Origin of the sequence: Embleya australiensis (assembly GCF_051903075.1) — a bacterium.
Classification (GTDB): Bacteria; Actinomycetota; Actinomycetes; order Streptomycetales; family Streptomycetaceae; genus Embleya.
Map to the genome: position 1 here is coordinate 987,002 of NZ_CP182423.1, position 24,827 is coordinate 1,011,828.

Sequence of the window (24,827 nt, forward strand, 5' to 3'; positions counted from 1 at the left end):
TCCACAGGGTCACTGGGAAAACGGGTCGGATCGATCCTTGTCCCGCCGGACCCCGTCCTACGCCCGAACGCCCGGATGTTCACGGGAAGAAAGCAATGCGAAATGCCGGCGCCGGGGCGCAGGCGATTTCGGTGGCGCGGAACCGGGCCGCCAACGTCCTCCTCGTTCCTTGGAACGATCACGGCCAACCGACGGGGCACGACATGACGGATCGGCGGGAGGGTGACGAACTCGTACCGAATCGGCGTGGCACCGAGTTGGCGATGCTCGGCTTCGCGGTGTTGGCGACCCTGTCGGCATTCGCGAACGTCGCTCTGGCGGGCGGCGGTTCGCTGTCCACCGACGCGGCGGCGTACGGTTTCAGGATCGCTCGCGCGGCCCTCTGCGACGAAGCCTGGCCCCGACTTCGGGCGGCCCTGCGCCTGTGGCGGCCGGTATGCGAGGACCACATCGCCCCGATCTCCCTGCTCGCCGACCCCGTCCTGGCCGAACTGATCACCCCGGCCCGCGGCCGCGAAATCCTGGCCATGCCCCGTGGCGTCGGGTAGGGCCGACTCAGGGTAGTCGTCGTCCGCGTCGAAGCACGACGGCGCCGCTCCCGGTAACGGGAAGCGGCGCCGTGCGTCACGTCGAGGCCGGTGAGGGGGCCGCCTCACGGCGGAAGGCACACCGTGGCTCCAGCCGAGCGGTATTCCACGGAGGCAATGGTTGGGCCCGGGGGCACACCCTCACCGACGACCATCACAACCGACACCGCCCCGGAATCATTCCCCACCCCCCAAGCGCGGTCGGCGGCCGTGGCTACTTACGCCAGAAGAGGTGGTGCACCACGCCGCTCGGGCTGGGCACGACATCGAGGTGGAACCGGTCGAGCAGCTCGTCGGGGGATTCCCACAGGCGCAGTCCGCCCCCCAGCTTCAGCGGCGAGACCGCCACATGCATCGTGTCGACGAGGTCGGCCTCCAGGAATTTCCGAATGACGGTGACCCCACCGCCCAGTCGCACATCCTTGCCCTGCGCCGCCTCGCGCGCCTTGTCGAGAACGGTGGCCGGGTCGCCGTCGACGAAGTGGAACGTGGTGTCGGAGAGCGTGAACGAGGGACGCTCATGGTGCGTCATGACGAACACCGGCGTCCGGAACGGCGGCTCGTCCCCCCACCAACCACGCCACTCGTGGTCCCGCCAGGGCCCGCGCTGGGGCCCGAACTTGTTGCGGCCCATGATCTCGGCACCGATATTGCGGTCGTAGTCCCGCGTGAAGTAGTCATCGAGCCCCCGACTGCCCCCGGGCTTGGTACGCATCCGCCAACTGGCGGTCGCCCCCGCCCAGGCGAACAGTCTTTCGGGATGATCATATCCGAACGGTCGTTCGAGACTCTGATCCTCACCGGCACCCACGCCGTCACTCGACACGCCGAAATTCTGAACTCTCAACAGCTGAGCCACGTCTTCCTCCTGTGATGCCTTCGGGCTGCGCGTCGGTTTCACGGATGGATCGGAGCCCACATCCCCTTCTCGACATCGAGCCACGGATTCTCCGAAAAATCTTCCGAACCCGCCTCGCGATCGCGCCTACACGCCTTCGCCGCGCGGGAGGAGTCCGAAGCGCTGGGCGACAACCCGAGTGTCGTCATCGACGGTGAACCCGGGATCGTCCATCGCCGCCCGCATCTCGGGTCCGTGCCAGAACTTCTCGTGGTTGGCCCGCCATTGCGCGATCGAGGTATCGCCCTCACCCTCGTCGCGAACATGCGGCCAGTCGACATCCGCCAGCGGCAACACGCGGACCTCGGTGATCTCGATGACGCCGACACCACATCCCTCCGAATCGACGACCGTGTAGCGATCCCCGACCCGCGGAAGTTCCTCACCCGCATGCTCGTAGTCCGCGAGCACCCCGGTGGTACTGGTCTTCGTCCCATCGAGCACCGCGGCAACAAGCGCATCCCGCAACGCCCCGGGAAAGCCGAACTCCATGGGCGGATACTCGAACACGTCGACCATGCCCCCACGCTACGACAGGACGTTCACGGGCGCAGTCCCGCCGCGCGCAGCCATTGGTACCAAGCGCGACGGGGTGGCCCGGCCCCGTTCGGGCGGATGTCACACCTGCTGTGGGATCATCCGGTTCGGCGGTTGGGTGGGGTGCGCGTGAGGGGGCAACTCGGGTGGGTCGGTTGGCGGATCGTTGGCGGGAGCGTACCGGGGGCGAGGCCGGTGCGTTGTACCGGAGCGGGCTGGGCCTGTTGGCGGATCGACGGGACACGGAGGCGGAGCCGTTGTTGCGCGAGGCCGTGCGCTTGACGGTCGAGCGCGACGGACCGACGGCGCACACCACGTTCGTGTGCAGATTGGATCTGGGCAGCGCGTTGTCCAAGCTCGGCCGACACGAGGAGGCCGAGGCGCTGATCCGCGAATCGTTGGCGTACGCGCAGGCGGCGCAGCCGTCGGGGGACGAGGAGATGCGTGCCCGCGCGTATCTCGTCCATGCGCTCGTCGTCGCCGGGCGACCGAAGGTGGCGGAGGCCGAATCGCGCACCGTGATCGGACTGCCGGTCGGGCACCCCTCACCGTGGTGGTACGTCGCCAACCGGCAGCTCCGGGCCCGGACGTTGGCCTCGCTCGGCCGTCCCGGCGAGGCACTGGAGATCGCCGAGCGCGTGATCGCCTACGCCGTTCGGCGTCCCACGGTGCGCCATTGGGAGCGGGGCGCGCGAATTCTGCGTGCGGAACAGTTGGGATATCTGGGTCGCTACTCGGACGCCGAGCGGGAGTGCCGGGCCGCCCTGGGTTCGTTGGACGGCGCCGACGAACGTACGACGACGCGGACTTCCGTGGAGGTCGGGCACGTGCTGGTTCCGGCGTTGCTCGCCCTGGGGCGTCGGACCGAGGCCGAGGCGTGCGCTCGATCGACGGTCGATCGTGCCGCGTCGCATACCGCGACCTGGCGCGAGTTGCCGGTCGCGCACGCGAACCTGGCCGTGTGCCTGGACGCGGACGCTCGCCACGACGAGGCCCTGGCGCAGATCACCGCAGCCAGGGCGGTGTTCGCACGCACCGGACCGGCCGACCGGGACGGCAGCACGGCGCTGATCGCGAACGCCGCCGCCGGCGTGCTGATCGGCCTGGGCCGATACGCCGACGCGCAGGCCGAATCCGACGCCGCGCTGTCCCTGGGTGCCCGCGAACTCGGACCCTTCCACCACCGCACCCTCGAGGCGGGCACCGCCCTGGGCACGGCACTCGCCCACGAGCCACGGCGCCACGCCGAGGCCCGGGACCGGCTCCGGATGGCCGAGGCGGCCTGGCGGACCCACTTCGGCCCGGAGCACCCACGAACGGCCGCCGTCCGCAAGGTACTTGCGGAACTACCGCAGATTCCGCCGCAACCCGACCCGGACTGAGCCAACCGCAGCACCTGTCCGGGGCCGGGCTCGGAGGTTCGCACGGCCGCGGCGGCTGGAATCGGGGCGCTAACGCGTGAGCCAGGTGCGGGCGGCGGTTACCAGGGTTTGTATTCCGGTGGACAGTGTGGGGTCGAGGATTGGGGCGAAGTGGGGGGAGTGGTTGGTGGGGATGTCTTCCGCGATCCGGCCTGCCGCCTCGGCCTCTGCGTACAGCGCCGGGTCGGTGCCTCGGACGAACCAGTACGCGGAGGGAATGCGGCCGCCGTCGGTCAGCAGGCCGAAGTCCTCGCTCGCCGGGATCAGCGGCGCCGCGACCACGCGCGCCGGGTCGAACTGCGCCCGGAACGCCGCGAGTACCGCCTCGCCGACCCGCTCGTCGTTGACCAACGCCGGAAAGCTGTAGAGCAGTTCGACCTCCGGGTCCGGCGCCCCGGACGTGGCCGCCTCGCCCCGCACGATCCGTTCGATCGCCGCCAGTGCCCGGTCGCGGACCGCGGCGTCGAACGAGCGCAGGGTCAGGCCCAGTTCGGCCTCGTCGGGAATGATGTTCTCCTTGGTGCCCGCGTGCATCGATCCCACGGTCAGCACCACCGGGTCGGTCGCCGCCACCTCCCGGGACACCACGGTCTGCAGGCGCATCACCGTCGCGGCGGCCAGGACCACCGGGTCCACCGTCGCCTCCGGCCGCGAGCCGTGACCGCCCTTGCCACGCAGCCGGACCCGGATGGCATCGCCGGCGGCCATGGTGACCCCGTCGCGGTACCCGATCCGGCCGGCCGGCCCGGGACCCACGTGTTGCCCCAACGCGACCGCCGGCGTGCCGAATCGTGCGTACAGGCCGTCGTCGAGCATCGCCCGGGCCCCGCGGCCGATCTCCTCCGCGGGCTGGAAGACCAGTAACACCCGGCCCGACCAGTCGGCGAACCGACCGGCCAGCTCGGTCGCCGCGCCGATCAGCCACGTGGTGTGCAGATCGTGGCCGCAGGCATGGGCGACCCCGTCCCTCGTCGACGCGTACGGCAGGCCGGTCTTCTCGGTGACCGGCAGCGCGTCCATGTCGGCGCGGAGCAGCACGGTCGGCCCCTCCCCCCGGGCCAACACGCCCACCACGCCGGTGCCGCCCACCCCTTCCACCGTGTCGCAGCCGAGCGCGCGCAGGTGTGTGGCGACCAGGGACGCGGTGCGGTGCTCCTCGAAGGCCAACTCGGGATGCCGGTGCAAGTCCCGGTACACCTCGGTGAGTTCGTTCAGCAGGTCGGGTGGGGTGGAGATCATCGTATTCCTTCCGTCCGGTCGGCGGGGCACGGTCCCGATGCTAGGGCGTGCAGCGCCGTTTGACTGAGTGAGCACTCATTCATTAGCTTCGGGTGCGTGACGGACACCACAAGCAGGGCTACTCGGCGGCGGCGCGCGCCCTCCCTCGAACCCGAGGAGCGGCGCGCCGCCATCATCGCCGCCACCCTCCCCCTCCTCCTCGAACGCGGCGTCTCGGTGACCACGCAGCAGATCGCCCGAGCCGCGGGAGTCGCCGAGGGCACGATCTTCAGCGTGTTCCCGGACAAACATTCGCTCGTCCACGCCGCCGTGCTGAGCAGTTTCGAACCGACGCCCATCGTCGCCGCGATCGCCGCGATCGATCCGAATCCGGACCTGCGCGACCGGCTGAGCGCGGTGATCCGCGTGATCGCCGACCAACTCGTCGCCACCGAACCGCTCGTGGCCGCGCTGCGCACCCAGAGCGTGCCGGCGGAGGTCAGGGAACCGTTCCTGGCGGAGGTGGCGCGCTACCGGCAACGCCTCGTCGCGGCGGTCGCCGAGGTGGTCGAGCCCGACCGCGACACGCTGCGCCGTCCACCGACCATGGTCGCGCAACTGGTGGTGGCGATGGTATTCGCCACCACCCGCGGTACGTTCGGCCTCGGCGACGCGCTCGACACCGACGAGATCGCCACGCTGCTCCTCGACGGCCTGCTCGTGCGCGAGCAAGCCCCCGATCGAACCCCCGAGCCGCCCCCCGCACCCGCCCCGACCCTCGACCCGGCGCGCCAACCACCCCGGTCGACCAAGCGGGCGCGACGCTGATGTTATTGCGCCTGTTACGCAACCACCTGCGCCCCTACCGCCGTTCCCTGACCCTGCTCCTCTTCCTACAGGTCGGTCAGGCCGTCGCCGCACTGCAACTGCCCAGCCTCAACGCCGATTTGATCGACAACGGCGTGCTCGAAGGCGACAACGGATACATCCTGAGCATCGGCGGCGTGATGGCGGCCGTCGCGCTGGGCCAGATCCTCTGCTCGATCACGGCTGCCTATCTCGCCGCCCGGATCGCCACCGCCCTCGGCTACGACCTGCGGGCGGCGGTCTTCGACCGGGTGTTGTCCTTCTCCGCCCAGGAAGTGAACCGGATCGGCACCGCGTCGCTCTTCAACCGCACCACCAACGACGTGCAACAGGTGCAACTCCTCGCGCTGCTCACCGGCACCCTGCTGGTGCCCGCGCCGATCGTGTGCGTCGGCGGCGTGGTCATGGCGCTGCGCCTGGACGGGCCGCTGTCCGGCCTGTTCGCGGTCGTCATCCCGGTACTGGTCGTCATCGTGGGTGTCCTGGTCGGCCGAATGCTTCCGCTGCACCGGGTGGCCCAGCGGCGGCTCGACCGCACCAACGGCATCCTGCGCGAACAGATCACCGGCGTCCGGGTGATCCGGGCGTTCGTCCGCGACGACCGCGAGCGCCGCAGGTACACCGCCGCCAACGAGAAACTCACCGAGGTGTCGCTGCGCGTCAGCCGGCTCACGGCGGTGATGTTCCCGATGCTGATGCTGGTCATCTACGTGTCCAGTGTCGCCGTGTTGTGGTTCGGCGGGCACCGGATCGCCGGCGGGTCGATGCAGATCGGCGCGCTGCCCGCCTACCTGTCGTATCTGATGCAGATCCTGATGTCGATTCTGTCGGCCACCTTCATGTTCACCATGATTCCCCGGGCCGAGGTGAGTGCCGAACGCATCCAGGGCGTACTCGGCACCGAACCGATGTTGCGGGCGCCGGAGCACCCCCTGACCGCGCTGCCCCGCCCCGGCGAAGTCGAGCTGTCCGCCGTGGAGTTCCGCTATCCCGGTGCCGATTCGGCCGTCCTCCAGGGCATCGACCTGGTGGCCCGACCGGGCACCGTCACCGCGATCGTCGGCGGAACGGGCAGCGGGAAGACGACCCTGCTCGACCTGGTGCCGAGGCTGATCGGGGCGAGCGCGGGCACGGTCCGCGTCGGCGGCGCCGACGTACGGCAGTTGGCACCGGCGCTGCTCGCGGCACAGGTCGGGTACGTACCGCAGCGGCCGTTCCTGTTCTCCGGCACCATCGCCGACAACCTCCGGCACGGCCGGCACGATGCCGGCGAGGCCGAGATGTGGCATGCCCTGGAGGTCGCGCAGGCCCGGGAGTTCGTCGAACGGCTCCCGCGGGGACTGGAAGCCGCGGTCACCCAGGGCGGCTCGAACCTGTCCGGTGGGCAGCGCCAACGGCTGGCCATCGCCCGGGCGCTCATCCGCCGGCCGGCGATCTACCTGTTCGACGACTCGTTCTCCGCCCTCGACCACGCCACCGAGGCGGCGCTGCGTACCGCGCTCGCCGACGAGACCGCCGAGGCGACCGTGCTCGTCGTGGCGCAGCGCGTCGGCACCATCCGCGACGCGGACCACATCCTCGTGCTGGACGAGGGACGTGTGGTCGGCGCCGGTACGCATGCCGAACTGCTCGAACACAACGCCACCTACCGGGAGATCGCCCTGTCCCAGACCAACGACCAGGAGGCGGCGTGAGTATCGGGAAGCCCGGCGACCCGGCGCGGCCCACCGTGCCGCGCGCGCCCCTGGCCGGTGCGGTCGGCGCCGGACGGGCAATGGGTGGCGGGATGCCGCCGGCCAAGGTCCTCGACCTGCGCGGCTCGATCCGCCGCCTGGCGCGCACCCTGCGTCCGGACCGTCTGCTCATCGCCGCGACCGCCGGCTGCGCGGTGGTCGCCGTCACCCTGGCGGTGCTCGGACCGCTCATGCTCGGCAAGGCCACCGACGTCATCGTCACCGGGCACATCGGCGCCGAATTGCAGCCCGGCGTCAGCAAGGCCGACGCCGTCGCCCACCTGCGGGCGACCGGGCACGACCGGCTCGCGGACCTGGTGTCCCCGCTGCCGGTGTCGCCCGGCCACGGCATCGACTTCACCCGGCTGGGCTGGGTTCTGCTCGCGGCCCTGCTGCTGTACCTCTTCTCCGGGGTGTTCGGCATCGTGCAGGCCCGGTGCACCGCCCGGCTGGTGCAGCGCATCGGCTTCCGGCTCCGCGAGGACGTCGAGGCGAAACTCTCCCGATTGCCGCTGAGTTACTTCGACCGGCAGTCGCGCGGGGACGTGCTCAGCCGCGCGACCAACGACATGGACAACCTCACCCAGACCCTCCAGCAGACGCTGAGTCAGTTGCTCACGTCGGTGCTGACCATCGCCGGGGTGGTGGCGGTGATGTTCTGGGTGTCGTGGCTGCTCGCCCTGGTCGCGCTGACCACGGTCCCGCTGTGCCTGATCGGCGCCGCCCGGATCGGCCGCCGGGCACAACCCCACTTCGTCGAGCAGTGGGCCACGACCGGCCGGCTGAACGGGCACATCGAGGAGACCTACGCGGGCCACTCGGTGGTTCGGACCTTCGGGCTGCGGGAGGAGGTGCGGCAGGATTTCGACCGGCACAACCGGGAGTTGCGTCGGGTCGGCTTCCGGGCGCAGTTCGTCTCCGGGACGATCCAACCCACCATGCTGTTCCTGGCCAACGCCAACTTCGTCCTGGTCGCGGTGAGCGGCGGGTTGTTCGCCACCGCCGGCATGGTCACCCTGGGCGGCGTCCAGGCCTTCGTCCAGTACTCCCGCCAGATGAGCCAGCCGATCACCCAGATGGCGACCATGAGCAATCTGCTCCAGTCCGGCATCGCCTCGGCGGAGCGCATCTTCCAACTCCTGGACGCGGAGGAGCAGTTGCCGGATCCGGCGCGGCCGGTGCGGCCGGGGCCGCTCGGGGGCCGCATCGTCTTCGAGGACGTCTGCTTCCGGTACACGCCGGACGAACCGCTGATCGAGCACCTGTCGTTCACCGCCGAGCCGGGGCGAACGGTGGCGATCGTGGGCCCCACGGGCGCCGGGAAGACGACCCTGGTCAACCTCCTGATGCGCTTCTACGACCTCACCTCGGGCCGGATCACCATCGACGGCGTGGACATCGCGACGATGACCCGCGAGGACGTACGGCGCAACATCGGGATGGTGTTGCAGGACACCTGGCTGTTCCGGGGAACCGTCGCCGACAACATCGGGTACGGCGCGGACCGCCCGACGGCCGAACAGATCGAGGAGGCGGCGCGCGCGGCACACGTCGACCACTTCGTGCGCGCCATGCCCGACGGCTACCGCACGATGCTGGACGAGGCGGGTACCAATCTCAGTGTCGGCGAACGGCAACTGGTCACCATCGCACGCGCGTTCCTGGGCGGGTCGGGCATCCTCATCCTGGACGAGGCGACCAGTTCGGTGGACACCCGTACCGAAGTGCTGATCCAGCGGGCGATGAACACGTTGCGCACCGGGCGGACCAGTTTCGTCATCGCGCACCGGTTGTCCACGATCCGCGACGCGGACCTGATCCTGGTGATGGAGTCGGGTCGGCTCGTCGAACAGGGCACGCACGAGGCACTGTGCGCGGCCGGCGGCGCCTATGCGCGGCTGCACGCGGCGCAGTTCGCCGGGGCGGATCGGCGGCGCGACTGAGGCCGTTCGGGGCTTCGCTCGGGGCCCTGCTCAGGGCCCTGCTCAGGGCTCTGTTCGGAGCCCTGCGCGGGGCCCTGTTCGGAGCCCCGCTCAGGGCATCCCACCGGCGGCCGCCACGTGGACGACCTCCCCCGAGGCGATGCCGGCCCCGTCGCCGGCCAGGAACGCCACGGTGGCCGCGAGTTCGGCCGCCGGCGCACGCCCGCCCGGCGCGGGCGGACCGGGCGCCGGCGGCAGGATCTCCCCCGCCGCCGCCCACATGCCCCGACCCACGACGACGAGGTGGGCGGTGACGCCGAACGCGTCGGCCTCCAGCGCCAGCGTCCGGGTGAACCCCTCCAGCGCGGCCCGCACGGTGGCGTTCCCCCGCCCGTCGGCGGCGTCCGGCATGTCGACCACGGTGACGATGCGCCCGTACCCCTCCCGGATCATCGGGTCCAGCACCGCCCGGCTGATCAGGAACGTCTCCCGCAGCGGTCCGCCCACTTCCCCGTCCCAGTCCGCCACCGCGCCCGGCGGCCCGCCCGGCAGCGCCCGGACGACGTGCACCAGCACGGCGGGCGGCCCCAGGTGCACGTCGACGTGATCCACCGCCCCCTGCACCGAATCGGCCTCACCCGCGCGTACCTCCACGGCCAGCGCCCGGCGACCCGATCGCCGCGCGCACTCCACGGCCCCGGCACAGGCATCCGCGGACAGACCCAACACCGCGAGATCGAATCCCGCGTCCGCCAGCCGTGCGGCGAGCGAGTCGCCGGCCCGGCCCGCCCCGGAAATGATGCCAACTGCGGCCACGGCGGCCTCCCCCCAACAGTTCGGAGGCGGGAGCCTAGCAGCGCAAATGGCCCTGTTCATCGGTGATTTCCCCACCGACCGACCCGCCGTGCGCACCGCGACGCCTACGGGCCGCATCGCTCTGGACCCCGTCGCCGACCCTGCCTAGACTCGGCGAATTCCATCGGGATCCCGCAGCGGCACGGTTCCGCTTCCAGCGCCGATCCGACAGTCTCTGCCCTGCCCGCCGCCGCAACCCGGCCCGGCGCCGCCTGCCGGCCCGAAGCCCGGCGCCACGACGGAATACCCACGAATCCCGCAGGCCCGCCCGCGACCGCGCGGCGGCGCCGCACCCCGCAGCCGTACATCGGATGGGAGTACGCCATGCCCGGCAACGACCACTACGTCCGACAGATCCTGGAGTCGTTATCCGTCGACGAGGACCGGATCAGCCTGGTCCACGAGGACATCCCGACCCGCGCCGGCGAGTTGGCCGCCGCGGTCCGCTCGGCCGCCGCCGGGTTGCGCGCGCACGACGTCGGCGTCGGCGACGTGGTCGCGGTGATGACGGTCAACAACACCCCCGCGACGCTTGTCCTGCGCTACGCCGCCGGCCTCGTCGGCGCCCTCGTGGTGCACGTCGGCACGGTGAACGCGGTCGATCCCGGCGATGTACTGCGCGCCGGCGAGCAGTTCGAGATGGTCGCGAGCACCGGGGCGACCGTGTTCGCGATCGACGCGGACAACGCCGCCCGGGCCCGCGAGTTGCGCGCCCGGTTCGAACGGCCCGTGCTCCTGGTGGGATTGGGCGACCTCGGTCCCGATGTCACGGACCTGAGCCTGCCGTCGCCCGACGCCTTCGATCCGGCCGACGCCGCCCAGGGCGAACTGGCCGTCGTCACCTACACCAGCGGCTCGACGGGTCGACCGAAGGGTGTGTGCTGGTCGTTCGAGGTGCGCAACGACATCACCGCGCGGATGGCCGCCCTGGGGCATCGGCAGACGATGTTGGTCACCGCGCCGCTGACCCATACGGCCGCGTTCACCTCGGACAACGTCCTGGTGTCCGGCGGCACGGTCGTGTTGCACCAGGGGTTCGACGCGGCGGCGGTGTTGCGCGCGGTGGGCCGGCACCGGATATCCCGGGTGATGTTGTCCGCCCCGCAGGTGTACGCCCTGGCGGACCATCCGGACGTCGGCGCCACCGACCTGTCCAGCCTGCGCGACCTCGGCTACACCGGCAGCCCGGCCTCCGCCGACCGACTCGCCGAGGCGGTGAAGGTCTTCGGCCCGGTGCTCGGCCAGATCTACGGCAGCAGCGAGTGCGGCCTGATCTGCCGGCTCACCGGCGACGACCACACCCGTCCGGAGCTGCTGAGCACCGTGGGCCGGCCGGTCACGCCGGTGACGCTGAGCATCCGGGACCCGCTCGACGAGCGTGAACTGCCCATCGGCGAGGTGGGCGAGGTGTGTGTGCATACGCCGCTGGTGATGGCCGGGTATTGGCGGGACCCGGAGGCGACCGCGCGGACCCTGCGCGGCGGTCGACTGCACACCGGCGACATCGGACACCTGGACGAGGACGGATATCTGCACCTGCGCGGCCGGCTCGCGGATGTCGTCAAGACCAAGGGCATCAAGGTGTATCCGGCGGCCGTGGAGAAGGCCCTGTCCGGGCACCCCGCGGTGGCGCAGGCCGCGGTGTTCGGGGTCGCCGACGCCGACCGCATGGAGCGCGTGCACGCCGCCGTGGTCGTGCGCGACGGCCGGCACGTCACCGCCGAGGAACTGCGCGAGCACGTCGCCGCGGTCCTGTCACCGAACCAGTCCCCCACCGTCGTGACGTTCCGCGCGGAGTTGCCGCTGCTCGGCCTCGGCAAACCCGACCGGATGCGGCTGCGCGCGGAGGCCGAGGCCGCCGGCGCAGCGCCGGCCCACAACGCATCGGAGACGAGATGACCCTGCCCACCACATACGTCGGCGACCTGGACACCCCTCCCGCCGAGCACGCCCGGGGCGGCGCGTACCCGCCCGCTCCGGCGGAACCGACCCTGCTGGTGCCGGCGCTCGCGGGGGCCGCCGAGACCGGTGCGCCGGCGAGCACCGAGCGGGAGTTGTCCGAGGCGACGAGCGCTCGGCTGAGCGCCCACTGCGAGGCCCGGGGCCTGACCCTGGAATCGGTGGTACGGGCCGCCTGGGGCGCGGTGTCGAGCCTGCTGACCGGCAACGAACACGTGGTCTTCGGCGGGGCGATACGTCCCGTCCACCTGCGGTACCGGCCGGCCGCCTCGCTCGCCGCGACGGCCCGGCAGGCCGAGGCTCCGCCCGGACCCGTCGAGGGCGAGCCGTACCGGGACCACTCGGCGGGCGAGTTGTTCGACAGCGCGGTGTACATGGCCGGCACCGACCCCGTGGGCTCGGCCGCCGGCGGGGTGCCGATCCGCTGCACCGTGCATCCGGGCCGGCGGGTGCGGCTGTGCGTGCGCGCGGCGGACGGTACGGCCACCGAGTTGCCGGCGAACCTGCTCGTCCGGCTCCTGGACGCGTTCACCGACGACCCGGATCGCCCACTCGGCACGATCGCCCTGCTGACCGGCGACGAGCACCACCGGATGTTGACCGAGTGGAACGACAACGGCGCGGACCCGCCCGCGATCTCGCTCGCGGAGGTGGTGCGGCGCCAGGCCCGGGCCAACCCGCACCGGACCGCGCTGGTCGGTGGCGGGGAAACCCTCACCTACGCCCAACTCGACCGCCGCGCCGACCGGTTGGGCCGATTGATCCGGCGCCGGGGTCTCGGTCCCGAGGACATCGTCGCGCTCGTGTTGCCCCGCTCGGTGGCGATGGTCGTCGCGATCGTCGCGGTCGGCCGGGCCGGCGCCGCCTACCTGCCCGTGGATCCCGAATACCCGGCCGACCGCGTCGCGTTCATGCTCGGCGACGCGCGGCCCGCGCTACTGGTGACGACCACGGGGTCGGCGCCGCCGGCCGGTGTCGGGCCGGAGCGGATCGTGCTGGACGAGGCCGAGACGGCCACCGCGCTCGACACGCCCGACGCCGACACCAAGGCCGAATCCGAGGCCGAATCCGAATCCGAGGCCGGGAACGGCCGACCCCCGTACCGGACGGCCGATCCGGCGTACGTCATCTACACCTCCGGAACGACCGGACGCCCCAAGGGAGTCGTGGTCACCCACGCCGGCCTGGCCTCGCTCGCGGCGGCGAAGGTGGCGCGCATGGCCGTCGCGCCGGACAGCCGTGTCCTGCAGTTCGCCTCCCCGAGCTTCGACGCGTCGGTCACCGAACTGCTGGCCGCCTTCACCGCCGGCGCCACCCTCGTCGTCCCGCCCGCCGGGCCGCTGGTCGGCGAGGAGTTGGAACGGGTGCTCGTCGACGAGCGGATCAGCCACGCGGTCCTGCCGCCGGTCGCGGTGGCCGGCCTCGCCGAACCCCGGCTGTCGGGCCTGCGCACCCTGGTGATGGCGGGCGAGGCGTGCCCGGCCGAACTGGCCGCGACCTGGTCGGGCAACCACCGGACGATCAATGCCTACGGCCCGACCGAGGCCACCGTGTGCGCGACCATGAGCGAGCCGCTGTCGGGTTCGGGACGGCCGTCGGTGGGCGGGCCGATCGCCGGCCGGTCGGTCTACGTGCTCGCGGACGGGCTGCGCCCGGTGCCGCCGGGTGTGGTCGGCGAGCTGTACATCGCCGGTCCCGGTCTGGCCCGGGGCTACCTGCGGCGACCGGGCCTGACCGCCGCGCGGTTCGTGGCCGACCCGTTCGCGCCCGGGGAGCGCATGTACCGGACCGGGGACCTGATGTCCTGGCGACGGGACGGAAGCCTTACCTTTCACGGTCGGGCCGACGACCAGGTCAAGGTCCGCGGGTATCGCGTCGAACCGGGCGAGGTGGCCGCCGCGGTGGCCGAACACCCGGATGTCGCCCGCGCGGTCGCCGTCGTCCGCGACGACACGCCGGCCGGCCCGCGGATCGTGGCCTACGCGGTACCGGCGGGCGAGGCCGCGCTCGATCCCGCCGCCCTGCGCGAGCATGTCGAGCGGTTCCTGCCGGCGTACATGGTGCCCGCCGCCTTCGTGGAGGTCGCCGAGTTCCCGCTCACGCCCGGTGGCAAGCTCGACCGGGCCGCGCTGCCGGCGCCGCAGGAGGCCCCCTCGACCCCGGGCCGGGCGCCGCGCAACCCGGCCGAGGCCGCCCTCGTCGCGTGTTTCGCGAAGGCGCTCAACCTGTCCGCGGTGGACATCGACGGCGACTTCTTCAAGCTCGGCGGCAACAGCATGCTCACCATCGTGCTGATCCGCGAGGCCCGCCGGGCGGGACTGTCGATCTCACCACGGGACCTGATCGACCACCCCACGATCGAGGCCCTCGCCGCGGTCGCCGAAACCAACCGGCTGAACCGCGCGAACGGGCACCAGAGGAGCCAGGCGTGAACACCCGACCCGTGATCTCCCCCGACGACATCGACGACATCGACCTGGCCGACGCGCGGCTGCACGCCGAGTACGACCTGCGCGAGGTGTGGCGCCACCTGCGCGCGCACCGGCCGATCCACTGGCACACCCCGCGCGAGTCGCGCCCCGGCTTTTGGGTGGTGAGCCGCTACGCCGACGCGATGACCGTCTATCGCGGCAAGGACTGCTTCACCACCGAGGGCGGCAACGCGCTGGCCACGATCCTCACCGGCGGCGACTCGGCGTCGGGAACCATGCTGGCGGTGACCGACGGCAAGCGGCACGCGCAGATCCGCAACATCCTGATGCGGGCCTTCTCCCCCCGGATGTTGGAGGAGATCAAGCAGGCGCTGCGGGTGACGGTGGATCAGCTGCTGGTCGAGGCGATCCGCAAGGGCAGCTGCGACTTCGCCCACGACGTGTCGGGGAACGTACCGCTTGGCGCCATCTGCGACCTGCTCGCCATTCCCCGGGAGGACCGGCGGCAGCTGCTGGATCTGACCTCGCACGCGTGGAGTTCCGACTACGCCGACGCCCCGTACCAGGACAGTTGGACGGCGAAGAACGAGATCCTGCTGTATTTCTCCGACCTGGCCGAGACCCGCCGGGACAGCGGGCACGACGACGTGGTGAGCCTGCTGGCCGGCAGCCGCATCGACGGGGAACACCTGTCCGACGCCGAGCTGATGGCCAACTGCTACGGCCTGATGATCGGCGGCGACGAGACCGGCCGGCACGCCATCACCGGCGGGCTGCTCGCCCTCGTCGAGAACCCCGACCAGTGGGCGGCCCTGAAGAAGGGCGAGGTGGACATGTCCACGGCGGTGGAGGAGGTGTTGCGCTGGACCCACCCGTCGCTGCACGGCGGCCGTACGGTCACCTCCGACGTGACGGTCGGCGGCCATCGTTTCGCCGCCGGCGACGCGGTCAGCGTGTGGATCTCCTCGGCCAACTTCGACGGCGAGGTCTTCGCCGATCCGGACCGCTTCGACCTCAACCGCTCCCCCAACAAACACCTGACCTTCGCGTACGGCTCGCACTTCTGCCTCGGCCACTACCTGGCGCGGCTGGAGGTCGAGGCAGTGCTCGACGGACTGCGGCGCCTGGTGGCCGACATCGAGCCGCTCGGGCCGCCGCAGCCGATCTACTCCAGCATCCTCTCCGGCGTGCAGTCCCTGCCGGTACGCCTGATCCCGGAACCGCACGCGACCGCCGCGGCCTGACCCATCTCGAAACGGAGACCAACATGAACACAACCGATCGGGACTCCACGGACGTGGACGTCGTCGTGGTCGGCGGTGGACCGGGCGGCTCGACCGTCGCCTCTTTCGTCGCGATGCAGGGCGGCCGGGTGCTGCTGCTGGAGAAGGAGAGCTTCCCCCGGTATCAGATCGGCGAGTCGCTGCTGCCGTCGACCACGGAGTGGATCTGCGGGCTGCTCGGCGTGGCCGACGAGGTGGAGGCGGCCGGCTTCCAGACCAAGACGGGCGGCACCTTCCTGTGGGGCGCCAGTCCCGAGCCGTGGTCGTTCACCTTCGCGACCGACACCCACCGCGGCCGCCACGCGTTCCAGGTCGAGCGGATGAAGTTCGACAAGATACTGCTGGACAACGCCCGCCGGGTCGGCGTGGACGTGCGCGAGCGGTGTTCGGTACGCGATGTCCTCGGCGATCCGGAGCGGGTGCGCGGCGTGCGGTACACCGACGCCGACGGGGTGGAGCACGAGGTCACCGCGAAGTTCGTCGTCGACGCCTCCGGCAACACCAGTCGGATCCGCCGGCATGTCGGCGGTACCCGCGAACTCGCCGAGTACTTCCGCAACATCGCCGTGTTCGGGTACTTCGAGGGCGGCAAGCGCATGGACCCGCCCCGGCGGGGGAACATCCTGTGCGCGGCGTTCGGCGGCGGCTGGTTCTGGTACATCCCGCTGACCGACGAGTTGACGAGCGTGGGTGCCGTGGTCCCGGCCGAGATGGCCGACAAGATCCGGCAGGACCGCGAGGGCGCGCTCGAGCGGTTCATCGCCGAGTCGCCGATGATCAGCGACTTCCTCGGCGACGCGCGCCGGGTGACCGAGGGTCCGTACGGACAGGTGCGGGTGCGCAAGGACTACTCGTACAGCAACACCCGCTTCTGGCGGCCCGGCATGGCCCTGGTCGGCGACGCCGCCTGCTTCGTGGACCCGCTGTTCTCCACCGGCGTCTACCTGGCCACCTACAGCGGACTGCTGGCGGCCCGCTCGATCAACAGCGTGCTGGCGGGCCGGCTCGACGAGCAACGCGCGTTCGCCGAGGCCGAGTTCCGCCACCGCCGCGAGTACGAGCTGTACTACGAGTTCCTCAAGGCGGTCTACGACACGCACCAGGACGAGACCTCGTACTTCTGGACCGCGAAGAAGCTGACCGGCGCCGCGGCCTCCGAGGCCGATTCGTTCAGCTACCTCACCGCGGGTCTGGGCGCCGGCGAGTACACGCCGCTGGACGGTGGGTCCGCGACCCCGGCGCCGCGCACGCGGGGGCGCGGGCCCGACGAGGACGCCGGGATGCGGGCGTTCTGGGAGGGTCGGACCCAGGAGTTCACCACCGAGAACCACCCGGACCCCAACCACCTGCGGCTGGAGGGCGACAACCACCGGCGGTTGCTCGACACCATCGCCGCCGGGTGGCGGGATCGACCCGATCGGCTGACCGTGTCGACGGACGGCATGTACTGGGAGGAGCCCGCGCCGGCGCCCGCGCTCAGCGAGCCCGCAGCCGAGGCCGGATGACCTCGGCGAACCGGGCCAGCGGCTCCGGCTGAGTCATCTCCCGGTGTTCACACCCGATGTCGTGCACCTCGATCGGCCCGGTGACCCAGGGCCGCCAGACCTCTCGGTTCGCCGAGTCGGTCCGGCGGCCCTTCGTCGCACGGAACAGCAGCAGGTCACCGTCGAACACCGCCTCGGGCGGTCGGCGGATCAGTCGGGCGTTGTTGAGGAAGACGTCCACGACGGCGTGCCGGCTCGCCGCGTCGAGCGCGGACAACGGGCCGCCCTCGACGCCGAGGGCCGCCGCCGCCCGGGCCCGGTCCGGCGGCGCGTGCGCCGGGTCCGGGGCACCGCCGACGAAGTCCACCAAATCGGCGAGCAGTTCCGGCTCCGACGGCTCCGACGGTACGCGGCCGTTCGCCGGACCGACGCCCGGGAAGCTGTCGAGCACGGCCAGCAACGCGACGGCCTCGCCGCGCGCCCGCAGCATGGTCGCGAGGGTGTGTGCGACGTGCCCGCCGAAGGACCAACCCATCAGGTGGTACGGGCCGTTCGGCTGCACCTTCAGGATCTGTTCCAGATAGTCGGCGGCCATCTCCGCCACGGTCGCCGGCAGCGCCTCGCGACCGTCCAGGCCGCGTGCCTGGATGCCGTGCACGGGCTGGTCGTTGCCGAGGTGGTGCAACAGCCCGGCGTAACACCAGCTCAGCCCGATGCCCGGATGCACGCAGAACAGCGGTGGCCGCTCGCCCCGGGTGCGCAGCGGCAGCAGTACGCCCAGCGCGTCGCGCCGGTCGCCCTCGCCGAGCCGCTTGCCCAATTCGGCCACGGTCGGCGCCTCGTACACGTCCCGCACCGACGGTTCGGCGCCCAGGACGTCGCGCACCCGCTCGACGAGGTGCGCCGCGAGGAGCGAGTGGCCGCCGAGGTCCAGGAACGAGTCGTCGATGCCCACCGACGGCAACACCAGCGCCTCGGCGAAGAGCCGGCACAGCACCTCCTCGCGGGGTGTGCGGGGGCCACGACCGGCCGGGTTCGGCTCGACGCGAGGGGCCGGCAGCGCCCGCCGGTCGGGTTCGCCGTCGGCGGTCGACGGCAGGTCGTCGAGGACGACCACGGCGGTCGGCACGGGCCGCTCGCGCAGGGTTCCGCCCAGATAGGCGGCGCCGGCCAGGTACGCCCGCAGCGCTCCCGGGTCGATCCGGCGGTCCGGCGCCGGGACGGCGTAGCCGACCAGCCGGCCGTCGGTGAACGTGACGGCGGCGCGGGCCACGTCGGGATGCTCGGCCAGGATCGGCCCCAACTCCGCCAGGTCGGCCGGATCGATCGCGTCGGGCGGGGTGTCCTCGCCGCCGGCCGGCTCGCCCAGGGCCAATCGCGCCGCCAGGCCGGCCACGGTGGGCGACTCGAACACATGCCGGACCGACAGTTCGACGCCGAGCACCTCACGCACGCGGCCGAGCAGTCGGGTGGCCAGCAACGAGTGGCCGCCGAGGTCGAAGAAGTCGTCGTCGACCCCGACCGCCTCGACCCCGAGCACCTCGGCGACCAGTTCGCACAGGGTCTGCTCGGTCGGCGAGCCGGGTCGCCGTCCGCCGCCCGCGCCGGGGGTCTCGGGCGCCGGCAGCGCGCCGCGGTCGAGCTTGCCGTTGCCGGTCAGCGGCAGCGCGTCGAGCACCACCACGGCCGCCGGCACCATGTGTTGCGGCAGTCGGGCGGCGAGCGAGCGGCGCAGCGCCACCGGTTCGACGGTGTGTCCGGGCTCGGGGACGACGTAGGCGACGAGCCTGCGGTCACCGGGCCGGTCCTCGCGCAGGATCACCACCGCGACGCCGACCTCGGGCTGTTCCGCGACGGCCGCCTCCACCTCGGCGGGTTCGACCCGGAACCCCCGCACCTTCACCTGGTCGTCCGCACGGCCCAGGAACCGCAGGGTGCCGTCGTCGTGCCGGCACGCCAGGTCCCCGGTGCGGTACATGCGCGAGCCGGGCGGCCCGAACGGATTCGCCACGAACCGCGTGGCGGTCGGCCCCGGCCGGCCCCGATAGCCGCGGGCCACTCCGGGCCCCGCGAGGTACAGCTCGCCGGGCACCGCGATCGGCGCGAAGGACAGGCCCGGCGAGAGCACATGCGCCTGCGCGCCGCGAATCGGCGTCCCGATCGGCGGTGCCTGGTCGCCGTGCAGCGCGGCGCTCGCGGTGGCGCAGACGGTGTACTCGGTGGGCCCGTAGGCGTTGACGAGGGTCCGTCCCGGCGACCACTCGGCCACCAGCGTGCCGGAGACCGCCTCCCCGGCGACGACCACCGTGGTGCTCGGGGGGATCGTGTCGGCGGGGATGCTCGCGAGCACCGCCGGGGTCAACGTCACGTGGGTCACCGCCGGCCGGCCGGCCAGGGCTTCGACGATGGCGTCGATGCGCGGGCGCCCGGGTTCGGGCAGGACGAGCGCCGCGCCCGAGGTCAGCGCCTGGCACAGTTCCCAGAACATCGCGTCGAAACCCATCGACGCCGCCTGGAGCACCCGGCTGCCGGGGCCGGCGCCCAGCGTCTCGCGCTGCCATCGGGCCAGGCTCGGCACACCGGCGTGGGTGACGAGCACACCCTTGGGCGTGCCGGTCGAGCCCGAGGTGTGGATCAGGTAGGCGGGGTGCGCCGGGCACAGCGGCCGGCTGCGCTCGGTGTCGGCCGGCTCGTGGTCGGGCAGGGCCGCCCACCGGCGGGCGGGGTGCGCGTCGTCGAGTACGAGGGTGGACGCGGCCGAGCCGTCCGGGAGCGCGGCGTGGTGCTCGTGGTCGGTCAGCACCAAGTGCGGCGCGGCGTCCGCGAGCAGGAACCGCAGCCGCTCCACCGGGAGTTCGACGTCCAGGGGCACGAAGGCGCCGCCGGCCTTGAGGATCGCGAGCAGTGCCACGATCAGCTCCACCGAGGGCGGCAGCGCCACCGCCACCAGCCGCTCCGGGCCGACCCCGCGGCGCATCAGGTGGCGGGCCAGCCGATTGGCGCGGCCGTGCAGCTCCCGGTAGGTGACCGTCTCCGTGCCGCAGTGCACGGCCGGGGCGTCGGCGTGCGCCCACGGCGCCAGCAACTCGGGCACCGTGGCGATCGGGGTGTCGTCGTCCACCGGCCCGGCGGCCAGGGCCCGCAGCCGATCACGCTCGGCGGGTGTGGTCAACTCAAGTCCCACGACCGCCAGTTCCGGCTCGGCATCGACCACTTGGCGCAACACCCGGAACAACCGGTCGCCGTGCGCGGCCACCTCCGGGCGCCCGTACAGGGCCGGGTTGGCGTCGAAGTTCAGCTCGTATCCCTCGCCCTCACCGAGGTCCTCGGCCGCCACGGCGAAGTCGGCCACGGGCCCGTTGGTCAGGCTGTGTACGCGCCAGGTCCGCCCGCCGGAGCGCAGACTTCGCGGGAAGGACGTCACGTTGACCACCAGGCCGAACAACTCCCGGTCGCCGGTGCCGCGTCGCAGGGTTCGGCTCAGTTCGCCGCTGCCGTGCCGCTGGTAGCGCAGCGCCTCCAGCAGTCGCTCGGCCGCCTGTGCGCGCAGCTCGGCCACCGTCGTCGCGGGGGTCACCGTCATGCGCAGCGGCACCGCCTGGGCCAACATCCCCGGGATCCGCCGCAGTTGCCGACTGTCCCGCCCGCCGACGGCGAGTCCGATCACGACGTCCGACGCGCCGGTGATCCGGTGCAGGTAGGCCGCCGCGGCGGCGACCAGGTGGGCCGGCGCGCCCGGCGCCGGCGGCCGGTTCGGCGCCGCGGTTCCGCGCAGCGCGGCGTGCGAGAGCCGTCGGGTCTCGCGCAGGAAATCGGTGGGCAGCGCGGCGGGGGGTTCGCCCAGTCGCACCGGCTCGGGGGCGTCGCGCATGCGCTCCAGCCAGAAGCCCCGACACCGCCCGAACGCCGCCGAGGCGCGGAACTCCGCTTCGTCGGCCAGGAGTTCGGCAAGCGTGCCGAAGCCGCACGGCGGTATCGGCGCGCCGTCGTGCAGCGCCGGGTACACCTCGGCGACGCGGCGCACCAGCAGCCCGACGCTGTACGCGTCGAGCAGGAGGTGGTGGTTGGCCAGATACCACAGGAACCGGTCGGGCCCCTCGCGGAACAGCGCGAACGAGAACAGCGGCGCCCGCTCGATCACGCGCGGCTCGCGCAGGTCGGCGCGCATCCGCTCCAGGGCCGTGGCGCGCGGGTCGGGCGCGGCGCCGATGTCGAGATACGGCAGCGACCAGTCCGGCTGCGCGCCGACGATCTGGCGCGGCTCGCCGTCGACCTCGACGAACCGCAGTCGCAGCGCGTCGATCTCGTCGACCACGTGCCGCAGCGCGGATTCGAACACCTCGGGCCGGACCGGGCCGAGGATCTCGACGTAGCCGCCGATGGTGTAGACGGGGTTCGCGGGGGCCGACTGTTGTGCGAGCCAGATTTCCCGCTGCGCCGCGGTGAGGGGCAGTGTCGCGGCCGTGGCACCCGGTTCCATCTCGCTCCGTTTCCTGTTCCTTCGGTTCCCTGGGGTTGCGGTCAGACGGTGATTCCGCCGTCGATCTCGAAGACGGAGGCGGTGATGTACGCGGCGCGGTCGGAGGCGAGGTAGCCGATGAGGTCCGCGACCTCCTCGGCGCGGCCGAACCGGCCCAGCGGTACCGCGTCGAGCAGCTTCTTGCGCGCGCGTTCGGGCATCGCCCGGATCATGTCGGTGTCGACGAGTCCCGGCGCCACCGTGTTCACCCGGATCCCGAACCGGCCGACCTCCTTGGCCAGCGCCTTGGAGAAGCCGATGATGCCAGCCTTGGACGCGGAGTAGTTCGTCTGCGAGGGGTTGCCATGCACGCCGGCGACCGAGGACAGCGTGACCACGCTGCCCCGTCGCCGCTTCATCATCGCGAACACCGCGGCCCGGCAGACCTCGAACACGCCGGTGAGGTTGGTCTCCAGGACGCTGTGCCACTCCTGGTCGGACATCAGCACGAGCGGCTGGTCGCGGGTCACGCCGGCGCACGTGACCGCCACCTCGACCGGACCGAGGCGGGCCTCGGTCTCGGCCAGCCAGGCCCGGACCGCGTCCCCGTCCGCCACGTCGACCGGTACGGCCAGGCAGCGCGCGCCCGCCTCCTCGACCAGCGCCTCGACCTCGTGCGCCGCGGCCGCGTCGGAGCGGTAGCAAAAGCTGGTGTCGAAACCCTCCCGGGCCAGGTGCAACACGGTGGCGCGGCCGATCCCGCGCGAGCCGCCGCTGACCAGCGCCACCCGGCGATCGTCGTCCGGCATCGTCTTTCCCCTCAGGCTCGTGGCCGGCGGGCGGCCGAGTAATGCTCGCCCAGCCGCAGCAGCGCGCAGGCGACGGTGCCGTCGCGGTCGACGGAGCTGACCAGCGCCGCCCGCCCGGCGGCCGAGGGCAGCCGGTCCGATGCGCTGAGCACGGACACGAGTTGGAAGGCGGCGGAGGCCGCGCCGGTGTCGCCGAACGGCAGGCGCGGGAGCCGGTCGAGCGCGTCCGGGGCGAACAGCCGTGTCAGCGCCGCCCATTCCCGATCGCCCGCGGGCCCCGGCGGCCGGCTCGGCGACACCGCCCAGACCTCGTCCGCGGCCACTCCCGCCGAGGCCAGCGTCTCCAGCGCCACGTGCCGAATCGCATCGGCCGGATCATCGCCGTGGTGGACCCGGCTGCGTACCGAGAGCACTTCGGCGAGCACGGGAGCGCCGGCCGCGCCCTCGCCCAGGATCACCGCGCACCCCTCGCCGAGCGGCATCGGATCCGCGTCGTCCGCCCGGGCGTGGTGTTCCAGCCAGGAGCGGGTCACCGAATACTCCTCCGCCGCGCCGCACACCACCCGCCGCGCCCGACCGCAGGACAGCAGTCGCCGCTGGTAGCTCAGCGCCAGCAGGCCGGCCGCGCGCCCGCCGGCGATGGTGGCGTTGGGTCCGCGCAACCGGTAGCGGATCGCGCATTGCCCGGCGGCGCAGTTCATCACGGTGTTGGGGGTGCGTGCGGGGTCGACGTGATACGGGCGCGCGCCCTGGAATGATTCGCGGGTGAAGTCGGTCATGCTCTGCACGCTGCCGGTGGCGGTGCCGAGCACGAGTCCGGTCTGCTCCGGCGCGTCCGGCGCCGGGTCGGGGTCGGCCTCCGCCAGCAGCCGTCCGACGGCGACCGCGGCCAGCGCGGTGACCCGGTCCATGGACCGGGTTTTGCCGCGGAGCGCTTCCCGCGGCGAGAAGTCGGGCACCAGGCAGGCCCGCGAGCCCGGTGCCGGCGGGGGTGTGGGGGTCGGCGCGGCGGCGGGCCGGGCGCCGGACCACAGGCCCTCGGTGAAGGCGTCCCGACCCACGCCGAACGGTGATACGGCGTCCCACGCCGTGATGGCGATGCCCATGCGACGTTTCCTCACTGGTATCTGCCGAGGACCACCACGGCGTTGTTGCCGCCGAAGGCCATCCCGTTGTTCTGTACGATCCGCAGGTCCGCCTCGACCGACGTGTTGGGAACGCAGTCGATCGCGCATTCGGGGTCGGTGCGTTCGTGGTTGATGGTGGGCGGGATGAAGCCGTGGGTGATCGCCAGCGCGCATCCGATGGCGCCCAGCGCGCTGGCCGCGCCCATGGAGTGCCCCAGCATCGACTTCAATGCCACGGTGCGGGGCGGGTGTTCGCCGTACACCTCGCGGATGGCCATGCTCTCGGTGACGTCGTTGGGGATCGTGCCGGTGCCGTGCGCCGAGATCAGGTCGACCTGGTCGGGGGTGACGCCGGCGTCGCGCAGCGCCAGGTCGATGCAGCGGGCGACGCCCGCCTGGTTCGGCGCGACCGGGTGGAAGGCGTCGCAGCTGAGCCCGAATCCGAGGATCTCCGCGTAGATCCGGGCGCCGCGGCGCAGCGCCGCGCCCAGTTCCTCCAGGACCAGCACCCCGGCGCCCTCGCCGGTGAGGATCCCCTTGCGGTCCACGTCGAACGGTTGGCACCGGTCGGGCGCGATCGTGCCCAGGCGGTAGAAGCCGGCGAACGTCTTGCGGCACATGGCGTCCGCGCCGCCGCACAGGGCCACGTCCACCTCTCCGGAGCGGATCGCGTCCAGGCCCGTCCCGATCGCGTAGTTGCCCGCCGAGCAGGCGGTGGCCACGGTGGACGCCTCCGCGCGGTTCAGCGCGAGTTCCTGGGCGACCGCGGTGGAGAGCCGGATCGCGGACACCCGCCGCACCGCGACCGGGTCGTACTTCTCGGGTCCGTCGGCGAGTTCGCTCTCCACGAGCCGGTCCAGGTCGTACGCCTCGCCGTCGGTGGTTCCGATCGCGACCAGGACGGGTTCGTCCCGCAACCGGTCGAGCGGCAGGCCCGCGTCCTCGACGGCCATCCGGGCGGCCGCGACCGAGAACCCGGTCGCCTTGCCCAGCGTGTCGATGTCCAGATTGCGGATCCACTCGGCCGGATCGAATCCGACCACCTCACACCCGTTGCGGTGCTCGAAGCCGTCGGTGTCGAACACGGTGATCGGTCGGACCCCGCTGCGCCCCTCCCGCAGTGCCCGGGCGAATTCGTCGGCGCCGATGCCGATGCTGGACAGCACCCCGACGCCGGTGACGACCACGCGCCGCCGCCCGGCGGGCGGGTGGTCCGCCGCTGCTCCTGTTGCCATG

The 24,827-nt window shown here is 72.3% G+C and carries 17 protein-coding genes; 9 read left to right on the forward strand and 8 right to left on the reverse strand.

The genetic code is table 11. From position 1 onward, the window contains the following. Positions 1–203 precede the first annotated feature (203 nt). Positions 204–548 (forward strand): hypothetical protein, encoded by a 345-nt coding sequence (locus ACMXN5_RS34550; protein ID WP_439678841.1) that lies wholly within the window; start codon positions 204–206, stop codon positions 546–548. A 253-nt stretch (positions 549–801) separates the two neighbouring features. Here the strand turns inward: ACMXN5_RS34550 and ACMXN5_RS34555 are convergent, their stop codons facing one another. Next, positions 802–1,446, reverse strand: coding sequence for a dihydrofolate reductase family protein (locus ACMXN5_RS34555; protein ID WP_439678842.1), 645 nt, complete (start codon positions 1,444–1,446; stop codon positions 802–804). Between the two features lie 126 nt (positions 1,447–1,572). After that, positions 1,573–2,004, reverse strand: a complete 432-nt coding sequence (locus ACMXN5_RS34560) for an ASCH domain-containing protein (RefSeq protein ID WP_439678843.1) — start codon at positions 2,002–2,004, stop codon at positions 1,573–1,575. Between the two features lie 173 nt (positions 2,005–2,177). Here ACMXN5_RS34560 and ACMXN5_RS34565 point away from each other — a divergent pair, with 173 nt between their 5' ends. After that, positions 2,178–3,404 carry a tetratricopeptide repeat protein gene (locus tag ACMXN5_RS34565; protein WP_439678844.1) on the forward strand — a complete coding sequence of 409 codons (1,227 nt, stop codon included), beginning with the start codon at positions 2,178–2,180 and terminating at the stop codon, positions 3,402–3,404. A gap of 69 nt (positions 3,405–3,473) precedes the next feature. Here the strand turns inward: ACMXN5_RS34565 and ACMXN5_RS34570 are convergent, their stop codons facing one another. Further along, a complete protein-coding gene (locus ACMXN5_RS34570) occupies positions 3,474–4,682 on the reverse strand; it encodes an amidohydrolase (RefSeq protein ID WP_439678845.1) in 1,209 nt (402 codons plus the stop codon). A 96-nt stretch (positions 4,683–4,778) separates the two neighbouring features. Here ACMXN5_RS34570 and ACMXN5_RS34575 point away from each other — a divergent pair, with 96 nt between their 5' ends. From ACMXN5_RS34575 to ACMXN5_RS34585, 3 genes are all read left to right on the forward strand, one after another. Then, positions 4,779–5,489 carry a TetR/AcrR family transcriptional regulator gene (locus ACMXN5_RS34575; protein WP_439678846.1) on the forward strand — a complete coding sequence of 237 codons (711 nt, stop codon included), beginning with the start codon at positions 4,779–4,781 and terminating at the stop codon, positions 5,487–5,489. Then, positions 5,489–7,222: an ABC transporter ATP-binding protein gene (locus tag ACMXN5_RS34580; RefSeq protein WP_439678847.1), complete on the forward strand. Its 1,734-nt coding sequence runs from the start codon at positions 5,489–5,491 to the stop codon at positions 7,220–7,222. Before ACMXN5_RS34575 ends, ACMXN5_RS34580 begins: the two co-directional genes overlap by 1 nt. A gap of 80 nt (positions 7,223–7,302) precedes the next feature. Continuing rightward, on the forward strand, positions 7,303–9,204 hold the full coding sequence (locus ACMXN5_RS34585) for an ABC transporter ATP-binding protein (protein ID WP_439681343.1): 1,902 nt from the start codon (positions 7,303–7,305) through the stop codon (positions 9,202–9,204). Positions 9,205–9,294: 90 nt separating this feature from the next. Here ACMXN5_RS34585 and ACMXN5_RS34590 read toward each other — a convergent pair whose 3' ends face one another. Further along, on the reverse strand, positions 9,295–9,999 hold the full coding sequence (locus ACMXN5_RS34590) for an SDR family NAD(P)-dependent oxidoreductase (protein ID WP_439678848.1): 705 nt from the start codon (positions 9,997–9,999) through the stop codon (positions 9,295–9,297). 363 nt (positions 10,000–10,362) lie between these two features. On the opposite strand from ACMXN5_RS34590, the gene ACMXN5_RS34595 reads away from it, so the two are divergent. From ACMXN5_RS34595 to ACMXN5_RS34610, 4 genes are read left to right on the forward strand one after another with little or no spacing between them, the layout of a single operon-like run. Continuing rightward, entirely contained in the window at positions 10,363–11,937 is a 1,575-nt protein-coding gene (locus ACMXN5_RS34595; RefSeq protein WP_439678849.1) for an AMP-binding protein, read from the forward strand. Then, on the forward strand, positions 11,934–14,429 hold the full coding sequence (locus ACMXN5_RS34600) for a non-ribosomal peptide synthetase (RefSeq protein WP_439678850.1): 2,496 nt from the start codon (positions 11,934–11,936) through the stop codon (positions 14,427–14,429). Before ACMXN5_RS34595 ends, ACMXN5_RS34600 begins: the two co-directional genes overlap by 4 nt. Beyond that, positions 14,426–15,673, forward strand: a complete 1,248-nt coding sequence (locus tag ACMXN5_RS34605) for a cytochrome P450 (RefSeq protein WP_439678851.1) — start codon at positions 14,426–14,428, stop codon at positions 15,671–15,673. The genes ACMXN5_RS34600 and ACMXN5_RS34605 overlap by 4 nt, the downstream gene beginning before the upstream one ends. 23 nt (positions 15,674–15,696) lie before the next feature. Then, on the forward strand, positions 15,697–17,217 hold the full coding sequence (locus tag ACMXN5_RS34610; protein ID WP_439678852.1) for a tryptophan 7-halogenase: 1,521 nt from the start codon (positions 15,697–15,699) through the stop codon (positions 17,215–17,217). Here ACMXN5_RS34610 and ACMXN5_RS34615 read toward each other — a convergent pair. Genes ACMXN5_RS34615 through ACMXN5_RS34630 form a run of 4 tightly spaced genes read right to left on the reverse strand, consistent with a single transcriptional unit; the run spans position 17,189 to position 24,826 of the window. Beyond that, on the reverse strand, positions 17,189–21,676 hold the full coding sequence (locus ACMXN5_RS34615; RefSeq protein WP_439678853.1) for an amino acid adenylation domain-containing protein: 4,488 nt from the start codon (positions 21,674–21,676) through the stop codon (positions 17,189–17,191). The genes ACMXN5_RS34610 and ACMXN5_RS34615 overlap by 29 nt on opposite strands. A gap of 41 nt (positions 21,677–21,717) precedes the next feature. Beyond that, positions 21,718–22,464: a 3-oxoacyl-ACP reductase FabG gene (fabG, locus tag ACMXN5_RS34620; protein ID WP_439678854.1), complete on the reverse strand. Its 747-nt coding sequence runs from the start codon at positions 22,462–22,464 to the stop codon at positions 21,718–21,720. A gap of 11 nt (positions 22,465–22,475) precedes the next feature. Beyond that, positions 22,476–23,570 carry a beta-ketoacyl synthase N-terminal-like domain-containing protein gene (locus ACMXN5_RS34625; protein ID WP_439678855.1) on the reverse strand — a complete coding sequence of 365 codons (1,095 nt, stop codon included), beginning with the start codon at positions 23,568–23,570 and terminating at the stop codon, positions 22,476–22,478. An 11-nt stretch (positions 23,571–23,581) separates the two neighbouring features. Continuing rightward, on the reverse strand, positions 23,582–24,826 hold the full coding sequence (locus ACMXN5_RS34630; RefSeq protein ID WP_439678856.1) for a beta-ketoacyl-[acyl-carrier-protein] synthase family protein: 1,245 nt from the start codon (positions 24,824–24,826) through the stop codon (positions 23,582–23,584). Position 24,827: the final 1 nt, after the last annotated feature.

Bases quoted from the DNA above. Each gene is read 5' to 3' on its own strand.
- ACMXN5_RS34550 (WP_439678841.1), top strand. From the start codon at position 204: ATGACGGATCGGCGGGAGGGTGACGAACTCGTACCGAATCGGCGTGGC.
- ACMXN5_RS34560 (WP_439678843.1), bottom strand. From the start codon at position 2,004: ATGGTCGACGTGTTCGAGTATCCGCCCATGGAGTTCGGCTTTCCCGGG.
- ACMXN5_RS34570 (WP_439678845.1), bottom strand. From the start codon at position 4,682: ATGATCTCCACCCCACCCGACCTGCTGAACGAACTCACCGAGGTGTAC.
- ACMXN5_RS34580 (WP_439678847.1), top strand. From the start codon at position 5,489: ATGTTATTGCGCCTGTTACGCAACCACCTGCGCCCCTACCGCCGTTCC.
- ACMXN5_RS34585 (WP_439681343.1), top strand. From the start codon at position 7,303: ATGGGTGGCGGGATGCCGCCGGCCAAGGTCCTCGACCTGCGCGGCTCG.
- ACMXN5_RS34595 (WP_439678849.1), top strand. From the start codon at position 10,363: ATGCCCGGCAACGACCACTACGTCCGACAGATCCTGGAGTCGTTATCC.
- ACMXN5_RS34600 (WP_439678850.1), top strand. From the start codon at position 11,934: ATGACCCTGCCCACCACATACGTCGGCGACCTGGACACCCCTCCCGCC.
- ACMXN5_RS34610 (WP_439678852.1), top strand. From the start codon at position 15,697: ATGAACACAACCGATCGGGACTCCACGGACGTGGACGTCGTCGTGGTC.
- ACMXN5_RS34615 (WP_439678853.1), bottom strand. From the start codon at position 21,676: ATGGAACCGGGTGCCACGGCCGCGACACTGCCCCTCACCGCGGCGCAG.
- fabG (WP_439678854.1), bottom strand. From the start codon at position 22,464: ATGCCGGACGACGATCGCCGGGTGGCGCTGGTCAGCGGCGGCTCGCGC.
- ACMXN5_RS34625 (WP_439678855.1), bottom strand. From the start codon at position 23,570: ATGGGCATCGCCATCACGGCGTGGGACGCCGTATCACCGTTCGGCGTG.
- ACMXN5_RS34630 (WP_439678856.1), bottom strand. From the start codon at position 24,826: ATGGCAACAGGAGCAGCGGCGGACCACCCGCCCGCCGGGCGGCGGCGC.